The 23,045-nt window shown below is 66.1% G+C and carries 37 protein-coding genes (1 of these 37 cut by a window edge); 29 read left to right on the forward strand and 8 right to left on the reverse strand.

The window, feature by feature from the left end; translation table 11 throughout:
• The 19 genes from rplN to rplQ form a co-directional block, all read left to right on the forward strand.
• Positions 1 to 117, forward strand: the 3' end of a protein-coding gene (gene rplN, locus EI73_RS12030) for a 50S ribosomal protein L14 (RefSeq protein WP_019588644.1). 288 nt of this gene lie to the left of the window's left edge; only the last 117 of its 405 coding nucleotides appear in the window; the start codon falls outside the window, past its left edge; its stop codon occupies positions 115 to 117.
• Positions 118 to 155: 38 nt separating this feature from the next.
• On the forward strand, positions 156 to 464 hold the full coding sequence (rplX, locus tag EI73_RS12035; RefSeq protein WP_197050776.1) for a 50S ribosomal protein L24: 309 nt from the start codon (positions 156 to 158) through the stop codon (positions 462 to 464).
• A 62-nt stretch (positions 465 to 526) separates the two neighbouring features.
• On the forward strand, positions 527 to 1,066 hold the full coding sequence (rplE, locus tag EI73_RS12040; RefSeq protein WP_034386980.1) for a 50S ribosomal protein L5: 540 nt from the start codon (positions 527 to 529) through the stop codon (positions 1,064 to 1,066).
• 10 nt (positions 1,067 to 1,076) lie between these two features.
• On the forward strand, positions 1,077 to 1,262 hold the full coding sequence (locus tag EI73_RS12045; RefSeq protein WP_011530979.1) for a type Z 30S ribosomal protein S14: 186 nt from the start codon (positions 1,077 to 1,079) through the stop codon (positions 1,260 to 1,262).
• 177 nt (positions 1,263 to 1,439) lie between these two features.
• The gene (rpsH, locus tag EI73_RS12050) at positions 1,440 to 1,841 is read left to right on the forward strand and encodes a 30S ribosomal protein S8 (protein ID WP_034388228.1); all 402 of its coding nucleotides are present in this window, start codon (positions 1,440 to 1,442) and stop codon (positions 1,839 to 1,841) included.
• Positions 1,842 to 1,914: 73 nt separating this feature from the next.
• Positions 1,915 to 2,472, forward strand: a complete 558-nt coding sequence (gene rplF, locus EI73_RS12055; protein ID WP_034386982.1) for a 50S ribosomal protein L6 — start codon at positions 1,915 to 1,917, stop codon at positions 2,470 to 2,472.
• Complete coding sequence (gene rplR / locus EI73_RS12060) at positions 2,472 to 2,810, forward strand: 50S ribosomal protein L18 (protein ID WP_034386984.1); 339 nt, start codon at positions 2,472 to 2,474, stop codon at positions 2,808 to 2,810. The genes rplF and rplR overlap by 1 nt, the downstream gene beginning before the upstream one ends.
• Positions 2,800 to 3,339: a 30S ribosomal protein S5 gene (rpsE, locus tag EI73_RS12065; protein WP_034388230.1), complete on the forward strand. Its 540-nt coding sequence runs from the start codon at positions 2,800 to 2,802 to the stop codon at positions 3,337 to 3,339. Before rplR ends, rpsE begins: the two co-directional genes overlap by 11 nt.
• 23 nt (positions 3,340 to 3,362) lie before the next feature.
• A complete protein-coding gene (gene rpmD / locus EI73_RS12070) occupies positions 3,363 to 3,530 on the forward strand; it encodes a 50S ribosomal protein L30 (protein ID WP_034388233.1) in 168 nt (55 codons plus the stop codon).
• Complete coding sequence (rplO, locus tag EI73_RS12075; protein WP_034386986.1) at positions 3,527 to 3,994, forward strand: 50S ribosomal protein L15; 468 nt, start codon at positions 3,527 to 3,529, stop codon at positions 3,992 to 3,994. Before rpmD ends, rplO begins: the two co-directional genes overlap by 4 nt.
• 1 nt (position 3,995) lies before the next feature.
• Positions 3,996 to 5,321, forward strand: a complete 1,326-nt coding sequence (gene secY / locus EI73_RS12080; RefSeq protein WP_034386987.1) for a preprotein translocase subunit SecY — start codon at positions 3,996 to 3,998, stop codon at positions 5,319 to 5,321.
• Between the two features lie 141 nt (positions 5,322 to 5,462).
• A complete protein-coding gene (locus EI73_RS12085) occupies positions 5,463 to 6,056 on the forward strand; it encodes an adenylate kinase (RefSeq protein WP_034386990.1) in 594 nt (197 codons plus the stop codon).
• 131 nt (positions 6,057 to 6,187) lie between these two features.
• Positions 6,188 to 6,430, forward strand: coding sequence for a translation initiation factor IF-1 (infA, locus tag EI73_RS12090; protein WP_034386993.1), 243 nt, complete (start codon positions 6,188 to 6,190; stop codon positions 6,428 to 6,430).
• A gap of 117 nt (positions 6,431 to 6,547) precedes the next feature.
• Positions 6,548 to 6,661 (forward strand): 50S ribosomal protein L36, encoded by a 114-nt coding sequence (rpmJ, locus tag EI73_RS12095; RefSeq protein WP_011530969.1) that lies wholly within the window; start codon positions 6,548 to 6,550, stop codon positions 6,659 to 6,661.
• Positions 6,662 to 6,663: 2 nt separating this feature from the next.
• Entirely contained in the window at positions 6,664 to 7,044 is a 381-nt protein-coding gene (gene rpsM / locus EI73_RS12100) for a 30S ribosomal protein S13 (protein ID WP_034386997.1), read from the forward strand.
• A 3-nt stretch (positions 7,045 to 7,047) separates the two neighbouring features.
• Positions 7,048 to 7,443, forward strand: a complete 396-nt coding sequence (rpsK, locus tag EI73_RS12105) for a 30S ribosomal protein S11 (RefSeq protein ID WP_034387000.1) — start codon at positions 7,048 to 7,050, stop codon at positions 7,441 to 7,443.
• A gap of 142 nt (positions 7,444 to 7,585) precedes the next feature.
• Positions 7,586 to 8,206, forward strand: coding sequence for a 30S ribosomal protein S4 (rpsD, locus tag EI73_RS12110; RefSeq protein ID WP_034387002.1), 621 nt, complete (start codon positions 7,586 to 7,588; stop codon positions 8,204 to 8,206).
• A gap of 14 nt (positions 8,207 to 8,220) precedes the next feature.
• Complete coding sequence (locus EI73_RS12115; protein ID WP_034387003.1) at positions 8,221 to 9,207, forward strand: DNA-directed RNA polymerase subunit alpha; 987 nt, start codon at positions 8,221 to 8,223, stop codon at positions 9,205 to 9,207.
• Positions 9,208 to 9,313: 106 nt separating this feature from the next.
• The gene (rplQ, locus tag EI73_RS12120) at positions 9,314 to 9,664 is read left to right on the forward strand and encodes a 50S ribosomal protein L17 (RefSeq protein WP_034387005.1); all 351 of its coding nucleotides are present in this window, start codon (positions 9,314 to 9,316) and stop codon (positions 9,662 to 9,664) included.
• Positions 9,665 to 10,028: 364 nt separating this feature from the next.
• On the opposite strand, the gene trxA is transcribed toward rplQ, so the two are convergent.
• Positions 10,029 to 10,361 (reverse strand): thioredoxin, encoded by a 333-nt coding sequence (gene trxA / locus EI73_RS12125; protein ID WP_034387007.1) that lies wholly within the window; start codon positions 10,359 to 10,361, stop codon positions 10,029 to 10,031.
• 94 nt (positions 10,362 to 10,455) lie between these two features.
• On the opposite strand from trxA, the gene EI73_RS12130 reads away from it, so the two are divergent.
• The 4 genes from EI73_RS12130 (at position 10,456) to EI73_RS12145 (ending at position 13,711) form a co-directional block, all read left to right on the forward strand.
• Positions 10,456 to 10,803, forward strand: a complete 348-nt coding sequence (locus tag EI73_RS12130) for a DUF309 domain-containing protein (protein ID WP_034387009.1) — start codon at positions 10,456 to 10,458, stop codon at positions 10,801 to 10,803.
• Between the two features lie 82 nt (positions 10,804 to 10,885).
• Positions 10,886 to 11,470, forward strand: coding sequence for an NYN domain-containing protein (locus EI73_RS12135; protein WP_034387012.1), 585 nt, complete (start codon positions 10,886 to 10,888; stop codon positions 11,468 to 11,470).
• Positions 11,460 to 12,485 (forward strand): phosphate acyltransferase PlsX, encoded by a 1,026-nt coding sequence (gene plsX / locus EI73_RS12140; protein WP_034387015.1) that lies wholly within the window; start codon positions 11,460 to 11,462, stop codon positions 12,483 to 12,485. The genes EI73_RS12135 and plsX overlap by 11 nt, the downstream gene beginning before the upstream one ends.
• A 38-nt stretch (positions 12,486 to 12,523) precedes the next feature.
• Entirely contained in the window at positions 12,524 to 13,711 is a 1,188-nt protein-coding gene (locus tag EI73_RS12145; protein ID WP_034387017.1) for a mechanosensitive ion channel family protein, read from the forward strand.
• A gap of 3 nt (positions 13,712 to 13,714) precedes the next feature.
• Here the strand turns inward: EI73_RS12145 and ftsH are convergent, their stop codons facing one another.
• On the reverse strand, positions 13,715 to 15,601 hold the full coding sequence (gene ftsH / locus EI73_RS12150) for an ATP-dependent zinc metalloprotease FtsH (protein ID WP_034387019.1): 1,887 nt from the start codon (positions 15,599 to 15,601) through the stop codon (positions 13,715 to 13,717).
• Between the two features lie 131 nt (positions 15,602 to 15,732).
• On the opposite strand from ftsH, the gene EI73_RS12155 reads away from it, so the two are divergent.
• Genes EI73_RS12155 through EI73_RS12170 form a run of 4 tightly spaced genes read left to right on the forward strand, consistent with a single transcriptional unit; the run spans position 15,733 to position 17,604 of the window.
• Complete coding sequence (locus tag EI73_RS12155) at positions 15,733 to 16,224, forward strand: DUF4384 domain-containing protein (protein ID WP_034387021.1); 492 nt, start codon at positions 15,733 to 15,735, stop codon at positions 16,222 to 16,224.
• A 47-nt stretch (positions 16,225 to 16,271) separates the two neighbouring features.
• Positions 16,272 to 16,601: a nucleotide pyrophosphohydrolase gene (locus EI73_RS12160; protein ID WP_034387023.1), complete on the forward strand. Its 330-nt coding sequence runs from the start codon at positions 16,272 to 16,274 to the stop codon at positions 16,599 to 16,601.
• Positions 16,598 to 17,110: a YfiT family bacillithiol transferase gene (locus EI73_RS12165; protein WP_034387025.1), complete on the forward strand. Its 513-nt coding sequence runs from the start codon at positions 16,598 to 16,600 to the stop codon at positions 17,108 to 17,110. The genes EI73_RS12160 and EI73_RS12165 overlap by 4 nt, the downstream gene beginning before the upstream one ends.
• Positions 17,110 to 17,604, forward strand: a complete 495-nt coding sequence (locus EI73_RS12170; protein ID WP_034387027.1) for a Nudix hydrolase — start codon at positions 17,110 to 17,112, stop codon at positions 17,602 to 17,604. The genes EI73_RS12165 and EI73_RS12170 overlap by 1 nt, the downstream gene beginning before the upstream one ends.
• A gap of 49 nt (positions 17,605 to 17,653) precedes the next feature.
• Here EI73_RS12170 and era read toward each other — a convergent pair whose 3' ends face one another.
• The gene (gene era / locus EI73_RS12175) at positions 17,654 to 18,595 is read right to left on the reverse strand and encodes a GTPase Era (RefSeq protein WP_034387029.1); all 942 of its coding nucleotides are present in this window, start codon (positions 18,593 to 18,595) and stop codon (positions 17,654 to 17,656) included.
• Positions 18,596 to 18,723: 128 nt separating this feature from the next.
• Between era and EI73_RS12180 the strand changes: the two genes are divergently transcribed.
• A complete protein-coding gene (locus EI73_RS12180; protein WP_034387033.1) occupies positions 18,724 to 19,305 on the forward strand; it encodes a YIP1 family protein in 582 nt (193 codons plus the stop codon).
• Between the two features lie 34 nt (positions 19,306 to 19,339).
• Positions 19,340 to 19,660 (forward strand): hypothetical protein, encoded by a 321-nt coding sequence (locus tag EI73_RS12185; RefSeq protein WP_034387036.1) that lies wholly within the window; start codon positions 19,340 to 19,342, stop codon positions 19,658 to 19,660.
• Between the two features lie 62 nt (positions 19,661 to 19,722).
• Here EI73_RS12185 and mnhG read toward each other — a convergent pair whose 3' ends face one another.
• The 5 genes from mnhG to EI73_RS12210 form a co-directional block, all read right to left on the reverse strand.
• Positions 19,723 to 20,127 carry a monovalent cation/H(+) antiporter subunit G gene (gene mnhG / locus EI73_RS12190; RefSeq protein WP_034387039.1) on the reverse strand — a complete coding sequence of 135 codons (405 nt, stop codon included), beginning with the start codon at positions 20,125 to 20,127 and terminating at the stop codon, positions 19,723 to 19,725.
• A gap of 177 nt (positions 20,128 to 20,304) precedes the next feature.
• On the reverse strand, positions 20,305 to 20,565 hold the full coding sequence (locus EI73_RS12195; RefSeq protein ID WP_034387041.1) for a monovalent cation/H+ antiporter complex subunit F: 261 nt from the start codon (positions 20,563 to 20,565) through the stop codon (positions 20,305 to 20,307).
• Positions 20,562 to 21,056, reverse strand: a complete 495-nt coding sequence (locus tag EI73_RS12200) for a Na+/H+ antiporter subunit E (RefSeq protein WP_034387044.1) — start codon at positions 21,054 to 21,056, stop codon at positions 20,562 to 20,564. Before EI73_RS12200 ends, EI73_RS12195 begins: the two co-directional genes overlap by 4 nt.
• The gene (locus EI73_RS12205; RefSeq protein WP_034387047.1) at positions 21,053 to 22,591 is read right to left on the reverse strand and encodes a proton-conducting transporter membrane subunit; all 1,539 of its coding nucleotides are present in this window, start codon (positions 22,589 to 22,591) and stop codon (positions 21,053 to 21,055) included. The genes EI73_RS12200 and EI73_RS12205 overlap by 4 nt, the downstream gene beginning before the upstream one ends.
• A complete protein-coding gene (locus EI73_RS12210; RefSeq protein ID WP_051935515.1) occupies positions 22,588 to 23,031 on the reverse strand; it encodes a sodium:proton antiporter in 444 nt (147 codons plus the stop codon). The genes EI73_RS12205 and EI73_RS12210 overlap by 4 nt, the downstream gene beginning before the upstream one ends.
• Positions 23,032 to 23,045 lie beyond the last annotated feature (14 nt).

Below are 23,045 nucleotides of genomic sequence, written 5' to 3' on the forward strand. Positions count from 1 at the left end.
GTCATCATCAACAACCAGGGTGAGCCGCGCGGCACCCGTGTCTTTGGACCGGTCGCCCGCGAGCTGCGTGATCGCCGCTTTATGAAGATCGTGTCCCTGGCCCCGGAGGTGCTGTAATGCCCCGTCCCAGCGCCGGTAGCCATCATAACGACAAGCTGCACGTCAAGAAGGGTGACACCGTGATCGTGCTGCGCGGCAAGCACAAGGGTCAGACCGGGAAGGTGCTGCTCGCGCTGCCCCGTGACGCGAAGGTGGTGGTCGAGGGCGTGAACCTCGTCACCAAGCACGTCAAGCCCTCTGCGGCCAACCCGCAGGGCGGCATCGAGCGGCGTGAAGCGGCCCTCCATGCGAGCAAGGTTGCCCTGGTCGACCCCGAGACGGGTAAGCCCACCCGCGTGCGCAAGGCGATCGTGGACGGCAAAAAGGTCCGCGTCGCGGTCAAGAGCGGCAAGGTCATCGACTAAGCACAAGGGCCACGTGTAAGGCGTGAACCCGGGCGACGAAGTCCGCCCGAAGAGAGGCAAGCATGCAGACGCTCAAAGCGAAGTACAACGAGCAGGTCCGGCCCCAGCTGATGCAGCAGTTCGGCTACTCCAGCATCATGGCCGTGCCGCGCATCGAGAAGATCGTGATCAACGAGGGCCTGGGCTCTTCCAAGGATGACAGCAAGGCCATCGAGAAGGCAGCCCGGGAACTTGCCCTGATTGCGCTGCAAAAGCCCGTCGTCACCAAGGCCAAGAAGAGCATCTCCAACTTCAAGCTCAGGCAGGGCATGCCCGTGGGCGTCAAGGTCACGCTGCGCGGTGAGCGCATGTACGTGTTTCTGGAGAAGCTGATCAATATTGGTCTGCCCCGTATCCGCGACTTCCGCGGTGTCAGCCCCAACGCTTTTGATGGCCGCGGCAACTACAACCTCGGCATCAAGGAGCAGCTGATCTTCCCTGAGATCACCTATGATATGGTGGACAAGGTCCGCGGGATGGACATCACCATCGTGACTACCGCGAAAACCGACGAGGAAGCCCGCGCTCTGCTCCAGGCGATGGGTCTCCCGTTCCGCAAGTAAGGACAGGCAAATGGCGAATACCTCTAAAGTTGTAAAGGCGGCGCGCGGTCACAAGTTTGCCGTGCAGAACTACAACCGTTGCAGCCGCTGCGGACGCGCCCGCGGGTACTACCGTTTCTTCGGGATGTGCCGCATCTGCATCCGTGAACTGGCGCACAAGGGCGAACTGCCCGGCGTGAAAAAGGCCAGTTGGTAAGACCTCCCCCGGATACGAACCGTTCCGCTTTGGAGGGTGATCGTCCGGACCAGGGAGCTAGGACCCAACAGAAGAAGTGCCCGCCTATGGGCAGGACTACGTTCTTTGGGAAGACTGGGGAGGCTGCTGTTGTGGCAGTTTCCCCCCCGCCCGGGGCCCCGTGCCCCCGGAGGCATCATGCTGAGTGATCCCATCGCCGACATGCTCACGCGCATTCGCAATGCGACGCGCGCCTACAAGGAGAGCGTCGACATCCCGGCCTCCAAGTTCAAGGAGGAACTCGCCAAGCTGCTGGTCCGCGAAGGGTACATCGCGGGCGTCGAGCGCGTGCGCCCTGAGGGCCAGAAGTTCGACGTGCTGCGCCTTACCCTCAAGTACGGCCAGAAGCGCGAGCAGGTGATTAAGCACATCGAGCGCGTCAGCCGCCCTGGCCGCCGCGCCTACGTGAGTGCAGAAAACCTCCCCCGCATCCAGCGTGGTCTGGGTCTAGCGGTCGTCTCGACGAGCAAGGGGCTGCTGCCCGACCGCGAAGCCCGCAAGCAGGGTGTTGGCGGCGAAGTCGTTTGCGTCCTCTGGTAAGACGCAGGCAGTGACCTGACCTCGGAGTCCGCACACCAGCGGCTCACGACTTAAGGAATGAAGGAGGACATCCATGTCCCGTATCGGTAGACAACCCATCGCCGTGCCGAGCGGCGTGACTGTGAATGCCCAGAACGGTGTATTCACGGCCAAGGGGCCCAAGGGTGAACTGACGGTTCCCTACAACACGGCCCTCAACATCGTGAATGAGAATGGCCAGCTGCTGGTGACGCGGCCCAGTGACCGCCAAGAGCACCGGGCCCTGCACGGCCTGACGCGGACGCTTGTCGCCAATGCTGTAAAGGGCGTCAGCGAGGGCTACACCATCAACCTGGAGCTGCGTGGGGTCGGTTACCGCGCTCGCCTTGTTGGCAAGAACCTTGAATTGACCATCGGCTACAGCCATCCAGTGGTCATTGAGCCGCCGGCCGGTGTGACCTTTGCTGTGCCCGAGCCCACCCGGATCGACGTGTCGGGCATCGACAAGCAGCTTGTGGGCCAGGTGGCTGCGAATGTCCGCAAGGTCCGCAAGCCTGACGCCTACCACGGCAAAGGCGTGCGCTTTGTTGGCGAACAGATCGCCCTCAAGGCCGGTAAGGCCGGCGCCACGGGCGGGAAAGGGAAGAAGTAATGGCCAGTCAGACCGCCATTCGGCGCAAGCTGCGCGCTCGCCGCAAGGTGCGCGAGGCCGCCGGGGAGCGCCCCCGCCTCAGCGTGTTCCGTTCCAGCAAGCATATCTATGCCCAGATTATTGACGACCGCTCCGGCACCACGCTGGTGGCGGCCAGCAGCAGCGCCGTCAAGACGGGCACCAAGACCGACACCGCTGCTGCGGTTGGCCGTGCGCTCGCTGAAGCCGCCGCCGCCAAGGGTGTCAAGCAGGTCGTATTCGACCGCGGCCAGTACAAGTACCACGGCCGCGTAAAGGCGCTCGCAGAGGCGGCGCGGGAGGGTGGCCTTGACTTTTAACCGTCGGAATGACCGCGAGCGGGAAACCAGCGAATTCGAAGAGAAGATGCTGTTTGTGAACCGCACGTCCAAGACCTATCAGGGCGGCCGCCGGTTCCGCTTCGCTGCTCTGGTGATTCTCGGAGACCGCAATGGCCGTGTGGGCATGGGCATTGGCAAGGCGAAAGAAGTGCCCGTGGCCATCGAGAAGGCCAAGGCGATCGCCCGCAAGAACATGATCACGGTACCGGTGGAGAACGGCACCATTCCCCACGACGTCGTGGGCGAGAACAGCACCAGCCGCGTGCTGCTGAAGCCCGCCGGCCCCGGTACGGGCGTGATCGCCGGAACAGTGCCCCGCTCCATCGCGGAGCTGGCCGGCATCACCAACATGCTCAGCAAGGAGCTCGGCAGCCGCAACAAGGTAAACGTCGCCTACGCGGTGTTTGACGGCCTGAAGAACCTGCGCACCGCCAAGCAGGTGCGGGCGATTCGCGGCACTGATCCCCGGGTGGGCGAGCCGGTGGCCGAGGTGGGAGGTGCTCTGTGAGTGCTCCGGCGAACGGCGCGACCGTGAAGGTGACCCTCAAGCGCAGCGTGATCGGTCGTCCCAAGAACCAGGTGGAGACCGTCAAGGCGCTCGGCCTGAAAAAGATTGGTGACAGCCGTGAGCTGGCGGATACGCCCGCGATTCGCGGCATGATCAAGACCGTTCAGCATCTGGTGGAGGTGGAAGCGTGAAGCTCCACGATTTGACGCCCGCACCCGGCAGCCGCAAGGCCAAGAAGCGTGTGGGACGTGGTCCCGGCGGCACAGACAAGACGGCGGGCCGTGGCCACAAGGGGCAGAAGTCGCGCAGCGGCGCGGGCAAAGGCCAGTTCTTTGAGGGTGGCCGCAGCACGCTGATCAGCCGCCTGCCCAAGCGCGGGTTTAACAACGTCGGCACGACCTATGAGGTGGTGAACCTCAGCCAACTGGCCGGTGTCGAGGGGGATCTCCTTGACCGGGCCGCATTGGAAGCGGCGGGCCTGGTGCGCCGCAAGAACCGTCCGGTGAAGCTCCTGGCTCGCGGTGAAGTCACGCGTGCGGTGACGGTGCACGTGGACGCGGCCAGCGAGGCAGCCGTGCGGGCGGTGGAGGCGGCGGGCGGCCGCGTCGTGATCGCGCAGAACGCGGGCAAACCTCAGACCGAGCAGGCGGAGTAACATGCTGCGCGCCTTCCGCGACGCGTTCCGCATTCCGGACCTGCGGCGGAAGATTGTCTTCACCCTGCTGCTCCTCGCCGTGTACCGCCTCGGAAGCACCATTCCGACGCCCGGCGTGAACACGGCAGCTCTGGAACAGGCCACCTCGGGTGGCCTTTTCGGGTTGATCAGCCTGATCTCGGGGGGCAATCTTTCGCAGTTCTCGATTTTTGCGCTGGGCGTGCTGCCCTACATCACGGCCAGCATCGTCATTCAGCTGCTCACCACCACCATCCCCACGCTGGAAAAGCTCAGCAAAGAGGGTGAGGAAGGTCGCAAGAAGATCAACCAGTACACGCGTTACGCGGCCATTGGCCTCGGCGCGGTGCAGGCGCTGTTTTTCTCGCTGTACATCACCAGCAATCCCGCTTTTGTGGCGATCGGCTGGGACCCTGGGCTCTTTACCGTGCTGGTGATGGTGCTGACGCAGGTGGCCGGGATCGCCTTTACCATGTGGATTGGTGAGCGCATCACCGAGGTGGGGGTTGGCAACGGGATCAGCCTGATTATCACGGCGGGCATCATTGCCAACTACCCGCGGGAGATCGCTGCGACTGCCCAGCTGTTCCGCACCGAGCAGGTGTCGCTGCTGCAACTTCTGGCCTTTGTGGCCGTCATTCTGGTGACCATCGCGGGGATTGTGTACGTCTACCAGGGGGAGCGGCGGGTGCCGGTGACCTATGCGCGCGCGCGCGGCGGAGCACCCGGCGGGGCCGCGCGTAACCTGGGTGGACAAGCCACGTGGCTGCCCATCAAGGTGAACCAGGCCGGCGTGATCCCGGTGATCTTTGCCTCTGCGATGCTTATTCTTCCCAACCTCATCGCGAGCGCCACGCAGACCCGCGCGCCTGAAGTGAATGCTTTTATTCAGACGTACCTCACCTTTGGGAGCCCTTGGTACCTCGCGCTGGAGGCGGCGCTGATCTTTGGGTTTACGTACCTGTACAACAGTGTGCAGTTCGACCCTCGGCGTATCAGCGAGCAGCTGCGTGAGGCGGGCGGCTTCATTCCTGGTGTGCGGCCGGGGGCGCCCACCGCCGAGTACCTGGGCGGCATCAGCAGCCGGTTGAGTCTGTGGGGCGCGATCTTTCTGGTGGTCCTGACCGTTATTCCGCAGATTGTGCAGCGGGTGACCGGCATCACGACGTTCCAGTTCAGCGGCACCGGCCTCCTGATCATCGTGGGCGTCGCGCTCGAGACCCTGAAGCAGCTCGAAGCGCAGCTCACCGTTCGCCGCTACGACGGGTTTATCAGCAAAGGCCGCATTCGGGGCCGCCTGCAGCACTAGATTCCCTGCTTAGGGCCGCTCACCCACGTGGTGGGCGGTTTTTGCTTCGCGCTTCACGTCACCTTCTCGGGAACAGGGCTGGGCAGGACCGTGCTCTTCTGCACGTTGGGCCTCTATGCTGTACACCCTAGAGGAGGCAGAATGACTCAACCCAGAAACAAGGTCGTGATTTTCCTCGGCCCGCCGGGTGCCGGGAAGGGCACGCAGGCCGAGCGCCTTGCTCGCGAGCAGAATCTGACCAAGATCAGCACCGGGGATATCCTGCGCGACCACGTGGCGCGCGGCACGGAGCTCGGGCAGAAGGTCAAACCTCTCCTCGACAGCGGGCAACTCGTGCCCGATGAGATCCTGATCGCGCTGATCCGTGACCGTCTCGCGGGAATGGAGCCCGTTCGGGTGATCTTCGACGGCTTTCCGCGCACCTGCGCTCAGGCTGAGGCGCTTGACATGCTGCTCGAGGAGCTTGGCGCGCCGGTGACGGCGGTGCCGCTGCTCGAGGTGCCCGACGAGGTGTTGATCGAGCGTATCGTCGAGCGGGGGCGACAGGCCGCCTTGCGGGGCGAGCCGGTTCGCAGCGACGACACCGAAGAGGTGGCCCGCAAGCGCCAGGAGGTCTACCGCGAGCAGACCCAGCCCCTCATCGACTACTACGGGGCGCGCGGCCACCTGCGCCCGGTAGACGGCGTGGGTACGCTCGACGAGGTGTACGAGCGCATTCTGCAAGCGATGCGTTAGGGAGCGCCGGAGGATCTGGGAGGGTCTTCGCTGGCTCGCACGGGTGGCCGGCACTTGTCTCGTTTGCGGGGGGTATGCTAACTTTTTCTTTGGCTTGTATCAAGCCTGGAGGTTACGTGGCGAGACGAAAGATGCCGGAACAGCGGGAAAAGCGCAAGAAGGAAGAGTCCGATGTGGTGCGGGCCGAGGGCGTGGTGGAAGAGGCGCTGCCCAACACCACCTTTCGTGTGAAGCTTGACAGCGGGCATGACATCCTGGCGTACATCAGCGGTAAGATGCGTATTCACTACATTCGCATCCTGCCGGGTGACCGCGTGGTTCTGGAGATCAGCCCGTACGACACGTCGCGCGGGCGTATCGTCTACCGCAAGTAACCGGCCTGGGCGGGTACCCAACAGATTCCCCGCGTCTGGGGGGTCGAGCGCTGCCGGGCGCGCCGTCACTGTGGAGATGGGTAGGGGCGGTGACGTGAGGCGGCGCGAGGAGGAAGCATGAAAGTTCGCAGCAGTGTCAAGAGAATGTGCGACAACTGCAAGGTGATTCGCCGCCATGGGCGCGTGCTGGTCATCTGCACCAACGTCAAGCACAAGCAGAGGCAGGGTTAAGCATGGCGCGAGTTGCTGGTGTTGACCTTCCGCGCGAGAAGCGTGTTGAGATCGCCCTGACCTACATCTACGGCATCGGGCTGACCCGTTCCAAGGAAGTCCTCGCGCGCACCGGGATCAATCCCGACACCCGCGTGAAGAACCTCAGCGAGGCGGAGCAGGCGGCGCTGCGGGACGCCATCGAGCGGACCTACAAGGTGGAGGGCGACCTGCGCTCCGAAGTGGGCCAGAACATCAAGCGCCTGATGGATATCGGGGCGTACCGCGGCCTGCGTCACCGCCGCGGGCTGCCCGTGCGCGGCCAGCGCACCAAGACGAACGCCCGCACCCGTAAGGGTCCGCGCAAGACCGTCGCTGGCAAGAAGAAAGCGACGAGGAAGTAAGCCATGGCGAAGAGCACCAAAGGCAAGACGCCGCGCCGTGCCCGGCGCAACATCAGCGCGGGACGCGCGTACGTCCACGCGAGCTACAACAACACCATTGTCACCATTACCGATCTGGACGGCAACTCCGTTGCGTGGTCCTCGGGCGGCACCATCGGCTACAAGGGCAGCAAGAAGGGGACGCCCTATGCCGCTCAGCTCGCCGCCGCCGACGCGGTGAAAAAGGCCCAGCAGGCTTTCGGCATGAACGTTGTGGACGTGATTGTTCGCGGTACCGGGTCGGGCCGTGAGCAGGCGATCCGCGCCATTCAGGCCTCGGGCATCGAAGTGAAGTCCATCATGGACGACAGCCCGGTGCCCCACAACGGCTGCCGTCCCAAGAAGAAGTTCCGCGCCTAAAGCGCGTGCGCGTGCTCACCTGTCCCGCCTCCGCCCCCCCTCTTCCCGGGGAGAGAGCCGCCACCACCGGCGAGGAGGCGGGCCCCAGAGGGCCGCATGACCCGGTTAGGCTGAACCTAACCGCCACCAAGAGGAGAAGTACATGGGTCGTTTCCGTGGTTCCATCACCAAGCTCAGCCGCCGCGAGGGCATCAACCTGGCGGAGACCGAGAAGGTCCAGAAGTACCTGGACCGCCGCCCCTACGCGCCCGGTCAGCACGGCCAGCGCCGCCGCAGCGGTCGCCCCAGCGACTACAGCGTGCGCCTGCGTGAAAAGCAGAAGCTGGCGCGGCTGTATGGCGTGAACGAGAAGCAGTTTCGCAACCTCTTTGAGGAAGCGGCGAACGTGCCCGGCGTGACCGGCACGGTGTTCCTGCAGCTGCTGGAGCGCCGCCTGGACAACGTCGTTTTTCGCATGGGCTTTGCCTCGACGCGCCGCCAGGCCCGGCAGTTTGTGGGCCACGGCCATATCCTGGTGAATGGCAAGCGCGTGGACATCCCCAGCTACCGCGTTCGTATCGGTGACGTCATCAGCGTGGCCGAAGGCAGCCGAAGCATGGGCTTTATCCAGGAGAACATGGAAGCGCAGAAGCGCCGCCGGGTGAGCCCCTGGATCGAACTGAACCCCGATACCTTCAGCGGCACGTTTGTGCGTCTCCCCGCGCGCGAGGATCTCGCGCTCCCCATCAACGAGAACTTCATCATCGAGTATTACTCGCGTTAATCAGGGAGGCCCCAGTGGATCAGAAGCGCCCTCAACTCAAGGCCCGCGTGGACGGCGATTACGGCGAGTTCGTGCTCGAACCGCTCGCGCGTGGCTACGGCGTCACCATCGGGAACCCCATCCGGCGCATCCTGATGTCCTCGATCCCCGGCACCGCCGTGACGAGCGTGTACATCGAGGACGTCCTGCACGAGTTTTCCACCATCCCCGGCGTCAAGGAAGACGTGATTCGGATCATCCTGAACCTCAAGGAGCTCGTGGTGAAATTCCACGCGCCCGGCCCTAAGACCCTGACGCTGCGCGCGCAGGGTGAAGGGGTGGTCCGGGCCAGCGCCTTTGAGGTGCCCAGCGACGCCGAGATTGTCAACCCTGATCTCCCCATCGCTACCCTGGCCGAGGACGGCAAACTCGTGATGGAGGTGCGTGTCGAGGAGGGCGAAGGGTATGTCCCCGCCGACAAGCACTCCACCAAGGACCGCATCAACTCGATTCCGGTGGACGCCGTCTTTTCTCCGGTTCGGCGTGTGGCCTACCACGTGGAAAACACCCGCGTGGGCCAGCAGACTGACCTTGACCGCCTGATCCTGCGGGTCTGGACCGACGGCAGCATTGGGCCGCAGGAGGCGCTCGACAAGGCGGTCGAGATCCTGCGTGACGAGCTGACGGTGTTTGGCAACGTGGAGACGCTGCCCGCCGCCACCCCCGATGTGGCTCCGGTGTATGTTCCCGCGCCGGGCAGCTATGATCTGCCGCGCCAGCCGGAACTCAGCATCAATCCCCAGCCGTTCCCGAATGATCTCGACACGCCCCGCGTGACGCTGGAGGGCCTGGGCCTCACGACCCGCGTGCTGCACTCCCTCAAGGAGGAAGGCATCGATTCGGTCGACGCTCTGTGTGCCCTCTCCGACCGCGACCTGAAGAAGGTGCCCGGCATCGGCGAGCGTTCTCTCGATGAGATCAAGCAGCAGCTCGCTCAGTTCGGCCTGGCGCTGCGAGACTAAGACGGCAGAGGAGCTGGCCCTGCCGGAGCGGAGTGCACCGGTGACGGGCCCCTCACCACGACTTTTACGGCGGCTCATCCCCGCCTGAACCCCCAAGGAGACCCCCATGCGTCACGGCAAAGCCGGTCGCAAGCTCAACCGCAACAGCAGTGCCCGCGTCGCCCTGGCCCGTGCCCAGGCGACTGCGCTGCTGCGCGAGGGCCGCATCCAGACGACCCTCACGAAGGCCAAGGAGCTGCGCCCCTACGTTGAAAAGCTGATCACCACCGCCAAGGGCGGAGACCTGCACGCCCGTCGCCTGATCGCCCGCGACATCCATGATAAGGACGTCGTGCGCAAGGTGATGGACGAGGTGGCCCCCCGTTACGCCGAGCGCCAGGGCGGCTATACCCGCATCCTGCGTGTCGGCACCCGCCGCGGCGACGGCGTCACGATGGCCCTGATCGAACTGGTGTAATACGAACTTGCGGTGAGTCGCAGATGAACCCGACCGGCGGGAGAAGAAGATCGCCGGTGTTCCTCCAGTCCGTGGGCCTTCCCCTGCTTCGGCAGGGGTTTTTGCTTGTGGGGCGGGCACTGGTAGACGCTCTGGAAGCACAAATTCGGCGCAGTACGTGTGCGGCAGGACGATGCAGACCGCCCCCGAGGAGGTGCGCCGCTTTGCCTTCTCTTCTCAGCGTTGGGCGTGGCGAGCGAGAACGGTCGCTACGCGGCGTTCGAGTGGGCGCAGGCCCTGGTTGATCACCGCGGGGGAGGCCGGGCCTCTCAATAGGCGAGGGGGGCCACACCCATCCTGGATGCGGCCCCCCCTGGCGGCAATCTCAGTGGGTGGCAACGGGGCTGGCGTACTTGTCGAGGAGCGCCTCAAAGGCCCGCTTGGGCTGTGCGCCCACCATGCCTTCGACCGGCTGGCCGTCCTTGAACAGGATCAGGGTGGGGATACTCATCACGCGGTACTGGCCCGACACGGTGGGGTTATCATCCACATTGAGCTTTCCCACCTTCACGCGGCCCTCGTACTGGCTGGCAAGCTCCTCGATCACCGGGGCGATGATGCGGCAAGGCCCGCACCACGGGGCCCAGAAGTCCACCAGGGTGAGGCCCTGGGCGATTTCTGCTTGGAAGTTGCTGTCGGTGAGTTCCACAGGCTTCATTCCTGAAGTTTAGCGCCCCGGAGCGGGGGCGGATATGGACGAGATGGGGGTGGCCTAACCCGCCTTTCATGCCCTCAGCGCGTACGCTGCACCCATGACCCAGGAGCAAGACGAGGTGTGGCGGGCGGGTGCGGCCCTCTTTAACGCGGGGCAGTGGTGGGAGGCGCACGAGGCGTGGGAGGGCCCCTGGCAGCGCGCGAGCGGCGATGAGCGGCACTTTCTCCAGGCGTTGATCCTGCTGGCGGCGGCGCTGCACAAACGCTGGCACCACGGCAGCCTCACGCACCGCAACTACCACAAGGCCGGACGTTACCTGGACCGGCTGCCGGACGTGTATGGTGGGGTCGATCTGGCCCGCTTGCGAGCCGACGTGTGGGCTGCCCTGCATGACCCCGCCCTGCGGCCCCAGGTGCGCGGGGCGGATGAAGAGGGGGTGGATTGAGACCGGCGGACCGGCCCACGTATGCTGAGGATGTCCGCCGGTCCACATTCAGACCCGCGCGCTGCTGAAAGGTCAAAGATCGATGACAGAACGCATCGCACTTTTTATTGATGGAGCCAACGTCTATGCCGCTGCCAAGCGGTTGGGCTGGAACTTCGACCACCGCAAGATCCTGGAGTTCTTCCGAAGCTACGGCACCCTGCATAACGCCTTCTACTACACGGCGGTGCCCCTGCCGGTGGATGACAAACAGAAGCGGTTCATCGACGCGCTGACGTATATGGGCTATACCGTCCGCACCCGCCCGCTGCGGGAGAGCACCGACGAACACGGCGATACGCACCGCCGCGCCAGCCTGGATATCGAGATCGTGACTGATCTGCTCACCACCGCCGACCGGTATGACACGGCGATCCTGCTCACCGGTGACGGCGACTTCGAGCGACCGGTAGAGGTGCTGCGGGCGCGGGGCAAGCGGGTGGTGGTGGCGAGCATCCCCGAGATGACCAGCTATGAGTTGCGGAATGCCGCTGACGAATACGTTGATTTGGGCGGCATCCGCGAGCAGGTGGAGCGTCCCGGCTACCGCCTCCCCAGCGAGCAGCGCGGCACAGACAGCCGCCCCTACTACGTGACCGTGCCCCTGACGGACGGCGATGAGCGCTGAGCGGCCGGTGGGAATGCGCCCCATCGCGCTTGACGCTGCTGGCGGAGACCGCGGGCTCGCTCCGAATGTGGAGGGGGCCGTGCAGGCTGCCCGCGTCGGGGTGCCGGTGCTGCTTGTCGGGCCGCGGGTGGCCCTGCACGCGGAGCTGGGGAAACATGCGGGCAGCAGCAGCCTGCCCCTCACGGTGGTGGACGCGCCCGATGTGATCGGCATGGACGAGCACGCCAGCGATGTCCGCAGCCGCACCGGGGCCAGCATCAATGTCTGCACCCGGTTGGTGAAAGAAGGGCAGGCCGCGGCAGTCGTCAGCATGGGCCACAGCGGCGCGACGATGGCCTCGGCCCTGCTCACACTGGGGCGGCTGAGGGGTGTAGATCGCCCGGCCATCCTGACACACCTGCCCAGCAAGAAGGGCTTTGTGACGCTGCTGGATGTGGGCGCAAACGCCGACGTCAAACCGCAGTACCTTGCGCAGTGGGCGCGGCTTGCCACGGTGTACCTGCGGGTGGTGGAGGATCAGGCCGACCCTACGGTGGGCCTGCTCTCCATCGGCGAGGAGGACCACAAGGGGAGCGCGCTCGTGCTGGAGGCACATGCCCTGCTGCGGGAGCTGGACGGCCGGGGTATCCGCTTTCACGGCAACGTGGAGGGCCGCGACATCTTCCAGGGCACCACCGACATCGTCGTTACGGACGGCTTTACCGGGAACGTGGTCCTGAAGCTGGCTGAGGGAGAGGCAAAGGTGCTGTTCGGCTGGGTGCGGGAAGCCCTGGGGGGGAGCCTCCGGACAAAGTTGGGTGCGCTTCTGGTGCGGGGAGCGCTGCGCGGTCTGGCCGAGCGGATGGACCCCAGCACCTACGGCGCGAGCATTCTGCTGGGCGTGCGTGGCCTCGCCTTTATCGGGCACGGCAGCGCCGACGCCCGCGCGGTCAAGAACGCCCTGCTGCGAGCCTCACGTGCCCACGAGGCGAGGCTGCTGGAGCGGTTGGAAACGGCGCTGGTGTCCCCGAGCTAGGTCGCGCCCCTCTCATCTCCTCATGAGAGGCTGGGGCGATGTTGGACGAGCTGACCTTTCAACTGCAAAAACCCCAGGTGTGGTTGGGGCTGGGCCTGACCCTCCTCGTCGCCTACGCGCTGTACCGCTTCGGGCGCCTGTTGCTGTGTGGCCTGGAGCGTCATATGAACCGCCGCTGGACCGTCGGCCTCACCTGGCTGTGGGGCCTGATCGTCACGGTTGCCTGGCTGGCGGTCGCCACCCATGTGGCGTACCTCCCCAGCGTCCCCGTTCTGTTTGACCTGGGGCAGGACATCATGAACGGGTTCCGCAACAGTGCCGGCCAAGTACTGGTGATCGTGGCCCTCGCGCTGATTGCCTGGAACCTGATCGGCAGCCTCAGCGGCCGGATTGTCGCCGAGGAAGAGTTCAACCGGCGCACCGTGCGCGTGCAGACCCTCAAAGGGGTGGTGGAGAGCACCCTCAAGGTGGTCGTCGTCATCATCAGCCTGATCGCGGGACTCCAGGCCCTGGGCGTGAATGCCTCCAGCCTGCTCGCCGGGGTGTCGGTGGTGGGCCTGGCCGTGGGCTTTGGCGCGCAGAGCCTCATCAAGGACGTGTTCACCGGCTTTTTTATCCTGCTTGAAGATCAATACGGCGTTGGGGACGTGATCACCGTGAATACCGGCCAGCTCTCCGGGAGCGTGGAGCGACTCAACCTGCGGGTGACGGTCCTGCGCGCCCTGGACGGAACGGTCCATATCATCCCCAACGGCCAGATTCAGACGGTCAGTGTCAGCAGCAAGGACTGGTCGCGTGTGGTGGCCACTGTGGACGTGACCTACGCCGCCAACATCGACGACGCGCTGCGCGTGCTGGAGCGGGTGAGCCGCGAACTGTACGCGGATCCGGAGTGGGGCCACTTTTTCTTGGAGGAGCCTGAACTGCAGGGCGTGACGCAGCTTGGGCCGGACGGCGTGACCCTGCGGGCCCTTTTCAAGGTGCAGCCCAAGAGCCAGTACGCTCTGGGGCGTGAGTTTAACCGCCGCATCAAGATCGCGCTGGATCAGGCTGGAATCGAGATTCCTTCGCCGCAACGCACGCTGGCAGGCGGCAAGACACCTCTTGAGATCCGCCTGACGCGGGGCAAGGGGGAAAGCCTCGATCCGCGGGACACGCAGGAGCGCACCCATGCTCCCGTGAAGCCCAGCCTCACCCGCGACCCAGAAGAAGAGGAGGTGACCTGAGCCCTAGGCGGGCAGGAGCGCGGGGGCCGGGCCGCTTGGCGGCTCGTCCAGGGTGCCTCCAGCGAGCAGCGTGGCGAACTCTTCGCCGCTGAGGGTCTCGCGGTGCATCAGGACGTTGACGATCTCGTGGACGCGGGGAAGGTGCTCGCGCACCAGGGAGCGAGCACGGTCGTAGGCGGCACCGATCAGAGCGCTGACCTCCTCGTCTACCACCCGGGCGGTCGCCTCACTCATGGGCAGCAGGTGTGGCCCCCCGCCCAGAAAGCCCGCGTCCTGCTGCGCCAGGGCGACCTTGCCGATGCGAGCGGACATCCCCCATTCGGTGACCATGCGCCGCGCGAGGTTCGTCGCCTGCTGAAAGTCGTTCTGGGCGCCGGTGGTGACCTCGCCGTACACGACCTCCTCTGCCGCACGGCCCGCCAGCGCCACGGCGATCATGTCTTCCAGGGCCGGGCGCGTGACGTGCAGGCTGTCGTCCGCGTCCGGCAGCATGAACCCGGCGGCCCGTCCGCGTGGCACCACCGTCAGTTTCGCCACCCGGTGTGCGTGCGGGAGGAGTTGAGCAGCGAGGGCATGGCCGACCTCGTGGTAGGCGGTGACCTTGCGGTCGGCTTCCCGCACCACCAGACTGCGCCGCTCCGGTCCCATCAGCACGCGGTCCCGCGCCTCCTCCACGTCCCGCATCACGATCCGGTTGCGTCCCTCGCGCGCCGCCATCAGCGCCGCCTCGTTCAGCAGGTTCTCCAGATCCGCGCCCACCATTCCCGCCGTCCTGCGGGCGATCACCCCCAGGTCCACGCTGGCGTCCAGCGGCTTCTTGCGCGCGTGGATCCTCAAAATCAGCTCCCGTCCCCGCACGTCGGGGGCGTCGACCACCACCTGACGGTCAAAGCGGCCCGGACGCAGCAGCGCTGCGTCCAGCACATCCGGGCGGTTGGTCGCCGCCAGGATGATCACCTCCTGCCCGCTGGAAAAACCGTCCATCTCCACCAGCAGCTGGTTCAGCGTCTGTTCGCGCTCGTCGTTGCCGCCCTGGAGGTTGACGCCGCGTTTGCGCCCCACCGCGTCGATCTCGTCGATAAAGACGATGCAGGGCGCGGCCTTTCTGGCCTGCTCGAACAGGTCGCGGACACGAGCAGCGCCAACGCCCACAAACATCTCGACAAAGTCAGAGCCGCTGATGGAGAAGTAGGGGACCTTGGCTTCTCCCGCGACCGCTTTGGCAAGCAGGGTTTTGCCGGAGCCGGGGGGGCCGACCAGCAGGATGCCGTGGGGAATGCGGGCGCCGAGCTGGTGGTAACGCTCGGGGTGACGCAGGAAATCCACGACCTCCTGCAAATCCTGCTTGGCCTCGTCACAGCCCGCCACGTCCGCAAAGGTCAGCTTCACCTGCCCTTCCGCAATCACCGCCGCCTTCGATTTGCCGAACGCCCCCGCCGAGCTGCCCCCCGACGTCCCGCGCAGCGTGCGCCAGAGCACCAGCAGGATAAGAGCGGTGACGATGAGGGGCAGCACCTGCCCGATCCAGCCGAAGGCCGAGCCACCCGCCAGCACCCGCACGGGCACGTTGGCCGCCCGCAGCCGAGCCAGCGTCGCCGCGTCCGGGGGAACGACGACCGATTGGGGACGCCCGCCGCCCGTCAGGTAGACCGAGGCGTTGCCCGCCCCGTCCAGCGTCACCAGTTCCACATGGCCCGCTTTCAGGTCGGCGAAGAAACGGTCGATGGTATAGGCCCCGCTGGTGGACAGAGCCGCTGGGGGCCGGGCGGTGGCCACCGAAGGCAGCACGGGGTGGGCGGGCGGCAGCACCTGCCCTTCCCCAGCGGGTGCCAGCACTGACAGCAGCAGGGTGACCACGGGCGCAGCGAGGAGACGCAGCGGGCGGGGCATAGGCCTATGCTACTCCGCAGCGAACAAGCCGCATCCTGCCTTGCGTGACCTTCCAGCGGGTTTGGAAGAACCGGGGGAGACGTTGCCTTTTCCCTCAGGAGCCCGTCAGGCGAGACGACTAAGCTGCCTCTATGCGCCGTACTGCACTTCTCCTCGGAGGGCTGGCCCTGGGCCTCAGCTCGTGCACCCTTTCTGTTCGCTCGAATCTTGCGCTCGCGGGGGGCGGCAACCTGATCGCCGACCTACGCCCTGACCGGGGAGAAGGAGCGACCTACCGGGTGGGCGAGGCCGTGCGTTTCCGCCTCACCACCCGCACGCCCGGCTACGTCACGCTCGTGGCACTTCAGCCCAACGGGTACGCGAGCACGCTGATCCGGGGGGCCTATGTCCCCGCCGGCACCACGGTCTTCCCTCGCCCGCAGGACGGCGTCACCTACAACGTCGCCCCGCCCACCGGCCTCCAGCGCGTCCGCGCGATCTTTACCCGAGTGCGTCCAGCCACCGAACTCGTGCTGAGCGGCACCTATGACGTGAACGGCTGGAATACCGTGACCACCCAGTACGTCCAGCCGTACGCGGTGGCTGACCGGGACGTGGCGGAGACATACCTGTACATTCGTTGAGCGACCAGCCGTCTCCGTGCGTCTGGTTTTTTTCTTAGGCTGGGGGCATGAGTCTGACCTTTGAGGAAGCGCGGCAGCGGGTGGACGCCTATATCGGGCAGTTTGAGGAAGGCTACTTTCCGCCCCTCCTGCTGATGGCCCGCCTGACCGAGGAAACCGGCGAGGTCGCGCGGGTTATTGCCCACCAGCACGGCAAGACGCCCAAGCCCGGCGAGGACGCGGGCGACCTGGAACTGGAACTGGCGGACCTGCTGTTCGTGATGATCTGCCTGGCGAACGAGCGTGGCCTCAGCCTGGAACGCGGCTTTGAGCGGATGATGCAGAAGATCGAAACCCGGGACGCCGAGCGGTGGACGCGGAAGGAGGCGGGCGAGTGACGGACACCCGTTACCCCCTCGGCCCGCTGCCGCAGCCCCTCACGCTGACGCCCCGGGAGCGGGCGGAGGCTGTCCAGGCCATTCGTGCCTTTCCCGCCCAGCTTCGCGCCGCCGTTGCCCATCAGCCGGATGCCGTGCTGGACACCCCGTACCGGGACGGCGGGTGGACGGTGCGGCAGGTCGTTCACCATCTGGCGGACAGCCACATGAACGCGGTGGTGCGCCTGAAGCTCGCTCTGACCGAGGTGAACCCGACCGTGAAACCCTACGAGGAGGGGGACTGGGCGCAGTTGCCCGACATGGGTTTGCCCCTCGGCCCCAGTTTGAGCCTGCTGGACGGCCTGCATGCTCGCTGGACTGCCCTGCTGGGAGCCCTCACGCCGGGGCAGTGGGCACGCGAGTGGACGCATCCCGCGTCTGGACAGACGTTCACCGTGGATACCCTCGCCGCCATGTACGCGTGGCACGGGCAACACCACCTGGCGCACATCCGGCGGGTGACGGGCTGATGCAGCACGGTGAGAAGACGCATATACCCGTCACCCTTCGCGCGAGCGGCGTGGTGATTCTCAATGGACGCGGTGACATCCTGCTGGTGCGGGAACTTGGAACGCCCGGCCAGATGCAAAAGGCCGGGCTGTGGCACATCCCCTCCGGCAGCGTGGAGGACGGCGAGAATCCGCAGGACACCGCCGTCCGCGAAGCCTACGAGGAAACGGGCCTGCGCGTCCGGCTGGTGAAGTACCTGAACACCTACCTGGGCCGCTTTCCCGATGGGGCCCACATTCTCCGCACGGTCTGGCTGGCTGACCCGCTTCCCGGACAGACCCTCCGCCCCACCTTCGCGCATGAGGTGGCCGAAGCCCGCTACGTCAGCCGCGAGGAGTTCGGGGCGCTGTACGTGGCCGGACAGATTCGCATGTACCAGACGAAACTCTTCTACGAGGATGCCCTGCGCGAGTGGGCGAAGCTGTACCAGCCCGGCGAAAAGGCGAACGCCTGAGCGCCCGCCCCTCCTCTCGCTGAAAGCTGACGGCTGACCGCTGACGGCTTTACTCGTACCCCAGTTCGCGCAGCGCCTCCTCGTCCTCGCGCCAGCCGGGGATCACGATGACTTCCAGGCCCAGGTACACCTTGCGGCTCAGGAAGACTTCCAGTTGCTTGCGGGCCGCCTGCCCGATCTCGCGCAGCATCTTGCCGCCCGCGCCGATCACCATGCCCTTGTGGGCGTTCTTCTCCACGATCAGCTCGGCTTCGATGCGCTGAAGGCCGTCCTCGCGCTCGGTCCAGCTCGTGACGCGGGTGGCGACGGCGTAGGGCAGCTCCTCGCGCAGCCGCTTCATCGCCTCCTCGCGGATGATCTCGGCGGCCCACTGCTCGCGGGTCTGGTCCGAGGCCGCGCCGCGCGGGAAGAAGAAGGGGTTTTCGGGGAGCGTGTCGAGCACCTGTTCCCGCAGGGTCGCCACCGCCTGCGGGTTGTTCTGCGCGCTGAGCATCACGTCCTGCGTCTCGCCCGTGCGGCCCTCCAGCAGGGCGCGGTAGAGCTTCATCGCCTCGTCGGGGTACTTGGCGGCGTCGGTCTTGTTGCCGATCAAAAAGAGCGGCTTGGGGAGGTCGCGCACCTGGCGGGCCACCAGCTCGTCCTCCTCGGTCGGCGGGTGGCGCAGGTCCACCACCCAGAGGATCGCGTCCACGTCCGCGAGGGCACTCTGCACTTCCTGGTTCATGTACTTGCCCAGCGCGTCCTTGGGCTTGTGCAGGCCCGGCGTGTCCACAAAGACGATCTGGTGCGTGTCGGTGGAGTAGATGCCGCGCACGCCCCGGCGGGTGGTCTGCGGGCGCGGGCTGGTCGGCGCGACCTTGGTGTTCAGGAAGCTGTTGAGCAGCGTGCTCTTGCCGACGTTCGGCTTGCCGACGATGGCGACGAACCCGCTGTGCGTCTCGCTGGGGGTCGGCGTCTCGCCGGATTCGGGGGAGGGCATCTGATCCGTCATGCTGACAATTGTCTCACGGGCAGGACGCAAGGGCCGTTCACCCTTCCCCAGCCGAGCTGCCGCTTCACCTTCTCTTTAGGGTGCTGGCCTCCGGGAACGGCCGGGCCCACTCGCCCGTACCCTAAAGCATGACGACCCCGACCCGCTTGCAGGCCAGTCTTGGAGACATGTTCCGCCAGAGCCTTGCGGTCCTGACCCGTCCTGCGCCCGCCACCTTCGAACTGTTTGAGCGCCGGGGCGGGGTGGGGCAGGCCTTGACCTACGTCCTGCTTGCCGCCCTGGTGTCCGCCGTGATCGGTGCCCTGTTCGCGCCCTTTCACGAGGGCGTGACCTTTCTGGGCCAGTTCGTCACGCGCCTGATCCTGATTCCCCTCCAGTTCGTGATCTTTACCGGAGCGGTCTATCTCATCGGGCGCTCGCTGTTCCGCGGTACCGGAACCTATCCCGAGGTGGCCTATACCTTTGCCCTGTTTTTTGTGCCCTTGAGCATTCTGGGAACCCTGCTGGGCATCATCCCCATCCTGGGCTGGATTGTTGGCGTGGTGATCGCCGCTCTGCTGATCTTTTTTGGCTACCTGGCCGTGCAGTCCAGCATGAACCTCCGCGACAGCGTGAGTGCCGCCGTGACGTTGCTGCTGTCCGGCGTGGCGTACTGGGTGGTCGGCGCCTTCCTTGCCGCGCTCATTCTTGCGCCCTTCGTACGGGGCTAAGCGGCCGGGGAGGGAGGTCCTCTAGACTGCAGCCATGACGCAGGAACCGGACGCTCAGGACCAGACCATTTCGCGCGAGGACCGCGCACGGCTCGATCAGGTGTTTATGCAGGTCGTGCTCGACGTTCAGGCCCAGGTGCAGCAGACGCGACCCGAGCGGCCCGGCAACCTCGCTGCGATGTTTCACAAGGAGCAGGTTGCGGAGGCGCTTCAGGGTTGCGCGATGCTGATCGCGGGCTGGAACGAAAGCCGGGTGGACGCGGCGGGCGTGGGGCGGGCGGCCAAGGCTCTGCGCGGCCTGGGGCTGGCCGACCTTGCGGAACGGGTGGAGAAGCTGCGGCAGATCGGGGCCTAGCAGAGAGGGCCGGAGCCCAGCCGCCCAGTGCTCGGCCTGCGGCCCTGGCGGAAGAAACCGCCCTATTCTCCCTCCGCCGTCATCGCCTGTTGCGCGTTGCGGTCGGCCTGGGCGACGTGGGGCGCTTGGCCGAGCGCGCCCCACTCGTCGATGCCCCGCCTGCTGCCGTTTCCTAGGGCGGGCGGAAGACCCCGCAGGTAGGCGGCCTGCGCGATCAGGTAGGCGGTGAGCGGCGTGGTCAGAAACTGAAACAGCAGCACGGCGGCCAGCCGCGTAAAGGCCGCCGTGTCACGGAGTTCGAGCGCTACCCCCAGGAAGATGCCCGCCGAGCCCAGGGTGACCAGCTTGCTGCTCGCATGCAGCCGCGAGTACAGGTCGGGAAAACGCAGCACCCCAATCGCCGCCGTCAACACGAAAAACGCCCCGATCAGGATGGGAATATCCCGCAGCGGATGAACGTCAGCCATGACGCGCTCCCGCAAACCCGGGCCAGCCGCTGGCGGGGCGCTGCATACGGATTCCAGCTCCAGCCGTAGCCTGCAGCAAAGCGCCAAAGGCGAACACCCTTCTGGAATCCGTCCTTTTTTCTTCTCCCTTCGGTCGGGTTTGACAAGGATGGCGTCCTGGTTCCACCGAAAGCTGTTTCACTTCATCACCCTTCCAAGCAGCAGGTACCGCGTGAGGGCCACCGTGGACAGGAAGCCCAGCAGGCTGAGGACGAGCGCGGCATCGAGCATCACGAGCAGGCGGGTTTTGACGGCGATCAGCGCAAAGAGCACCACCAGGTTTACGCTGAGGAAATCAAAGGCCATGATACGGTCCCCCCACGAGGGACCGCGCAGCACACGGTACGTGACCAGCAGGACCGACAGGGTGACGATGCCCAGGGCGAGATGGATGATCATAGGGCAGCTCCTTGGGGGACAGGCGTAAGACAGCGCAGCAGGTGGGCTTCGACCTTGAGAATGCTGGCGCGTGCGGCCTGGGCGCTTTCTGCCCCGATGGCGTGCGCGTACAGCAGGCGGCGGTCCGCGCTGAAGCCCAGGGCGACGGTGCCGGGCATCAGGGTGATCGCCGCGGCCAGCAGCGTTTGCGCGTGGTCACCCGACACCCGTAGCGGGACAGCCACAATCATGGGGTTGAGGCGCGGGCGGCGCTGGAGGGCGAAGAGGGCCACCTGCACGTTGGCCAGCGTGAGTTCACGCAGGAAAAACAGCGTGAAGCCCAGGGCAGCCAGCGTCCGCCGCACGTAGCCCCGCGTGCCCAGCGCCTGCGGGAAGAGGGCCAGGATGCCAAACCCCAGCACGAATCCGGCGGCCAGCTCCCGCGTGCTGACCTCGCCGGCAAACAGGGCCCACACGGCGGCCAGCAGGAGGTTCAGCGTGAAGCCCTTCATGGTGCGTTCTCCTGTTCGGTGGGTGGTGGGGGAATCACGACGGGCTCATCACCCAGCACGCCCTGGATGTACCCCTCGGGGCGGCTGAGCTCGGCAGCGGTGGCCTGTGCCCAGCCGAAGAGCGGCCCGGCCAAGAGGGTCAGCCCCGCGACCAGGCCTGTGGCGGCATAGGCGACCGAGCGCAAAAGCGGCGATACGGGCAGAACCGGCAGCGCAGCCGGATGCCTCCCCCAAAAAAAGCCGCGCCATACGCTGAGCAGCGCGTAGAGCGTGATCAGGCTGCTCAGGAGCGCGCTGGCCACCGCCAAGACGGCGAGGGCGGATCCTTGGGCGAGGGCCGCGCGCACCAGCGCGTACTTGGCCAGAAAGCCCCCGCTTGGCGGCAAGCCGGCGGCCGTGAGCGCGCACAGCAGGAAGCACCCGGCAAGCAGGGGCAGAAATTCCAGCATGCCCCGTACCCGCACCCGCCGGGTGCCGCTCGCGCGTTCTGCCACAGCAGCGATGGTGAACAGCGCGGCGGTCACAAGCACGCTCACCGCGAGGTAGGCCACGGTGGCCCGCACACTTTCGGGCGTTCCCACCCCCAGCCCGAAGGCGAGGTAGCCCACCGAGCTGATGACGACAAAGGACAGGACGCGCCGCCACTCGTGCTGTGAGGCGGCGCCCAACGCCCCGTACAGCATGGTGACGGTGCCGAGGAGCAGCAGCAGGGGATTCGTGACCCCCGCCTCCTGGGTGAACACCGTTGTAAAGACCCGCAGCAGCGCGTACACCCCCACTTTGGTGAGCACCGCCGCGAAGAAGGTCCCCACGGCGGGCGGCAGCGCCGGATAGGTGCCCGGCAGCCAGAACCCCAGCGGAAAGAGGGCACCTTTGGCCGCAAACACGATGAGCAGCAGCACGCCCACGCTTGTCACGGTGGCGTTGGGTCCGAGTGCTGTGGACCGCTGGGCCAGATGCGCGAAGTTCAGCGTTCCCAGCACCCCGTAGGCCAGGCCGCAGGTCACGACCAGCAGCGCCGACGCCGCCAGGTTCATCACGATGTAGCGAAAGCCCTCGCGCAGCCCCTCGCGGGTGGAGCCCAGCACGGCCAGGGCGTAGGAGGCAACCAGCATGACTTCAAAGGCCACGAAGAGGTTGAAGAGGTCGCCGGTCAGGAAGGAGAGCTGCACGCCCGCAAACAGAAACTGGAGGAGGGCGAAGAGGTGGTGCTTTTCACGCACCGGGTCGGGTTCGGCGCCCGCCTGCCACACGGTGAGCACCGCCGTCACCGCGCCCAGCAGGCTCATCCAGGCGGCGAGGCGGTCGGCGGTCATCACGATGCCAAAGGGCGCGGGCCAGCCCCCCAGAGCGCTGACGAGCACCTGACCGTCTGCGGTGGCGAGTAGCAGCGCGGCGGCAAAAGCGAGCGTGGCCAGCGTCCCCAGCAGCGAGAGGGTGACGCGCACCCGCCGGGCCCAGGGCCACAACAGCATGAGCCCAGTCCCCAGCGGGGTGAGAACCGGCGCGAGGGGGAGCCAGGACAGGTCACTCATCCGGACCTCCCCGGCGGCGTGTCTTCGGGGTCGGCCTGCAGCACGTCGGGGAGGTCCGGTCCCTGGTGCTCGGGATCGGCGGTCATTCCGTCGTGGGCCTGCGGTTCGCGGGCCAGATTGTCCCCAAAGGCGGCGACGTCGTCATGCCCGGCCACCTGATAGGCCCGCAGCGCCACCGTGAGCAGCAGCGCCGTCGTGGCAAAGCCGATCACGATGGCGGTCAGGATGAGCGCCTGGGGGAGGGGGTCCATGTACGGTCCCGGCAACGTGAGCAGGGGGGGGCTCTTCTCGCCCAGCCCCGCCACGGTCAGGATCGCCAGATTTCCCGCGTAGGCGATAAAGGAGAGCCCCAGCACCACCCGCACAATCTTGCGGGACAGCAGCAGAAACACGCCCGCCGCGACCAGCAGGCCAATGAGCAGGGCAAAAAGGGTTTCCATCAGCGGACCCCCGG

The sequence above is a fragment of the Deinococcus sp. YIM 77859 genome, from assembly GCF_000745175.1.
Taxonomy (GTDB): domain Bacteria; phylum Deinococcota; class Deinococci; order Deinococcales; family Deinococcaceae; genus Deinococcus.